Origin of the sequence: Chitinophaga niastensis, from assembly GCF_003014755.1 — a bacterium.
Taxonomy (GTDB): Bacteria; Bacteroidota; Bacteroidia; order Chitinophagales; family Chitinophagaceae; genus Chitinophaga; species Chitinophaga niastensis.
Genome location: NZ_PYAW01000020.1, coordinates 1 through 3,168, shown reverse-complemented (window position 1 = coordinate 3,168; position 3,168 = coordinate 1). Strand labels below are relative to the sequence as shown.

General features: G+C 47.1%; 1 rRNA gene and 1 other annotated feature. The gene reads left to right on the top strand.

The window, feature by feature from the left end:
* The first annotated feature begins 82 nt into the window (after positions 1–82).
* Positions 83–2,969, top strand: a 23S ribosomal RNA gene (locus CLV51_RS28725).
* A gap of 111 nt (positions 2,970–3,080) precedes the next feature.
* Positions 3,081–3,164 (top strand) — a sequence feature (5S ribosomal RNA rRNA prediction is too short).
* The last annotated feature ends 4 nt before the right edge of the window (positions 3,165–3,168 follow it).

Here is a 3,168-nt window from a genome sequence, read left to right as displayed (position 1 = left end):
AATTAATCTGTAGGTCAAAAGTTCTTTGACATATTGGGAAATGCAAGTTGTATGCGAGTAGTAATACTTAAATACTAAATTTTTTAAAGCGAATAAGAGCGCATGGTGGATGCCTAGGATCTAAGAGGCGACGAAGGACGTGGTAAGCTGCGATAAGCTACGGGGAGATGCAAACGATCGTTACATCCGTAGATTTCCGAATGGGACAACCCAGTACACTGAAGGTGTATTACTCCGTAAGGAGAGCCAACGCAGGGAACTGAAACATCTAAGTACCTGTAGGAAAAGAAAATAAATTAATGATTCCCTAAGTAGTGGCGAGCGAACGGGGAAGAGCCCAAACCGGATCGAAGCAATTCTATCCGGGGTTGTAGGACTACTTTTAGAAAGTCAGATCAAGTTGAATCATCTGGAAAGATGAACCGTAGCAGGTGAAAGTCCTGTAGGCATAAATTCTGATGGACGTGTAGTATCCTGAGTAGTGCGGGACCGGAGAAATCCTGTATGAAACTGCCAGCACCATCTGGTAAGGCTAAATACTCCTTAGATACCGATAGTGAACCAGTACCGTAAGGGAAAGGTGAAAAGTACTCCGAACAGGAGAGTGAAATAGTTCCTGAAACCGTGCGCTTACAAGCGGTCGGAGCCTGGTAACGGGTGACGGCGTGCCTTTTGCATAATGAGCCTACGAGTTACTCCTCACTGGCAAGGTTAAGGTCTTCAGTACCGGAGCCGTAGCGAAAGCGAGTTCTAACAGAGCGAATCAGTCAGTGGGGGTAGACGCGAAACTTTGTGATCTATCCATGGGCAGGATGAAGGTTAGGTAAAACTAACTGGAGGTCCGAACTCATTAGCGTTGAAAAGCTATGGGATGACCTGTGGATAGGGGTGAAAGGCCAATCAAACTGAGAGATAGCTCGTTCTCCCCGAAATGTTTTTAGGAACAGCCTCGGATATAGACGTGTTATAGAGGTAGAGCTACTAATTGGGCTAGGGGGCTTCACCGCCTACCAAACCCTAATAAACTCCGAATGCTATAACATAATCTCCGGGAGTGAGGCTGTGGGCGCTAAGGTCCATGGCCGAGAGGGAAATAACCCAGACTAACAGCTAAGGTCCCTAATGATACGTTAAGTTGATCAAACGCGGTTCAAATCCTAAAACAGCCAGGATGTTGGCTTGGAAGCAGCCATTCATTTAAAGAGTGCGTAACAGCTCACTGGTCGAGGGTTTGGGCACGGAAAATAATCGGGCATCAAACGTATAACCGAAGCTTTAGGCCTAATACTTAGGTATTAGACGGTAGGGGAGCATTCTAAACTGCATTGAAGGTGTGTTGCGAAACATGCTGGAGCGTTTAGAAAAGAAAATGTAGGCATAAGTAACGATAAATAAGATGAAAAATCTTATCGCCGTAAGACTAAGGGTTCCTGATCAACGCTAATCGGATCAGGGTTAGTCGGGTCCTTAGGCAAAGCCGAAAGGCGTAGCTGATGGCAAACTGGTGAATATTCCAGTACCTGCTATAAATTCGATGGAGTAACGGAGTAGTGAAAGGACCGCGCACTTACGGAATAGTGCGTTAAAGGGTGTAGGTATAGGTTTGGTAGGAAAATCCGCCAGACTTGCTGAAACCTGATAGTACAGCAAAGCTTCGGCCGCGCTGATAGTGTCCCTAATCAGACTTCCAAGAAAAACTTCTAAGGTTCGTTTATAGCAGCCCGTACCGTAAACCGACACAGGTAGTCGAGAAGAGTATTCTCAGGCGCTCGAGTGATCCGTGGTAAAGGAACTAGGCAAATTGACGCTGTAACTTCGGGATAAGGCGTGCCGCAGTAATGCGGCCTCAGTAAAATGGTACAACCAACTGTTTAACAAAAACACAGGGCCCTGCAAAATCGCAAGATGACGTATAGAGCCTGATACCTGCCCGGTGCTGGAAGGTTAAGGAAGGATGTTCGGCGCAAGCCAAAGCTTCTGACTGAAGCCCCAGTAAACGGCGGCCGTAACTATAACGGTCCTAAGGTAGCGAAATTCCTTGTCGGGTAAGTTCCGACCTGCACGAATGGTCTAATGAGTTGTACACTGTCTCTACCACGAGCTCGGTGAAATTGTAGTATCGGTGAAGATGCCGGTTAATCGCAACGGGACGGAAAGACCCCGTGAACCTTCACTACAACTTAACATTGATTTTGAATGCCAGATGTGTAGGATAGTTGGGAGACTATGAAGCAGCTTCGCCAGGAGTTGTGGAGTCATCGTTGAAATACCAACCTTCTGTTATTTAGAGTCTAATCCTGCAAGGGAGACATTGTTTGGTGGGTAGTTTGACTGGGGTGGTCGCCTCCTAAAAGGTAACGGAGGCTCGCAAAGGTACCCTCAGTACGGTTGGTAATCGTACGCAGAGCGCATTAGTATAAGGGTGCTTGACTGTGAGGCAAACAAGCCGAGCAGGTGCGAAAGCAGGCTAAAGTGATCCGGTGGTTCTGTATGGAAGGGCCATCGCTCAAAGGATAAAAGGTACTCCGGGGATAACAGGCTGATCTCACCCAAGAGCTCATATCGACGGTGAGGTTTGGCACCTCGATGTCGGTTCGTCACATCCTGGGGCTGGAGAAGGTCCCAAGGGTTCGGCTGTTCGCCGATTAAAGTGGCACGTGAACTGGGTTCAGAACGTCGCAAGACAGTTCGGTCCCTATCTGTTGTGATCGTTAGTAAATTGAGAGGACATGACCTTAGTACGAGAGGACCGGGTTGTACATACCGCTGGTGTATCTGTTGTGCCGCCAGGTGCAGTGCAGAGTAGCTATGTATGGATAGGATAAACGCTGAAAGCATCTAAGCGTGAAACCTGCTTCAAGATGAGTTTACTTTTAAGGGCCGTCGGAGACTACGACGTTGATAGGTTACAGGTGTAAGGGTGGTAACATCGCAGCCGAGTAATACTAATTGCCCGTAAGCTTTAATTTTTATTTATTACGTTATAAGTTCGTATACGACTTTCCCAATATGTTATCTTATTAGTGCTTGGGGCATGGTGGCTGCAAAGTAACCTGCTCATCTAAACAAGCCCAAGATCTTATGGTGGTTATGCCGAGGGTGTTCACCTCTTCCCATTCCGAACAGAGAAGTTAAGCCCCTCATGGCCGATGGTACTGCAATATCATG